Origin of the sequence: Psychrobacter sp. TB55-MNA-CIBAN-0194 (assembly GCF_040309505.1) — a bacterium.
GTDB classification, from domain to species: Bacteria; Pseudomonadota; Gammaproteobacteria; order Pseudomonadales; family Moraxellaceae; genus Psychrobacter; species Psychrobacter fozii.
Window position 1 is genome coordinate 1 of the sequence record NZ_JBEOOW010000621.1, and the last position, 248, is coordinate 248.

A 248-nucleotide genomic window follows, 5' to 3' on the forward strand; every position below is an offset into this window, starting at 1 on the left:
GTGCACGGATTCATCTCGCGAGATAAGTTTTATCAGTTTACTATTCCCTTCAAGCAATGAGCGTTCTGCAAAGGCAAATGAACAAGCAAATGACACGTAAAATCGAATCGCTTCTAGTGCGTTTGTTGAGCACACAGCTAAATAAAGCTTCTCTTTAACTTTGCGTTCAGTCACTTCGACTTTTTTACCATCAATTTCATGAACACCTTCACCATGTAAGTTATACACTTGCGTGATTTGAATTAGGT

General features: G+C 38.7%; 1 protein-coding gene. It reads right to left on the reverse strand.

Annotated features, from left to right (window positions below; translation table 11 throughout):
* A partial coding sequence (locus AAEY75_RS16505; RefSeq protein WP_352260243.1) for a ribonucleotide-diphosphate reductase subunit beta occupies positions 1-248 on the reverse strand: 248 nt, incomplete at both ends.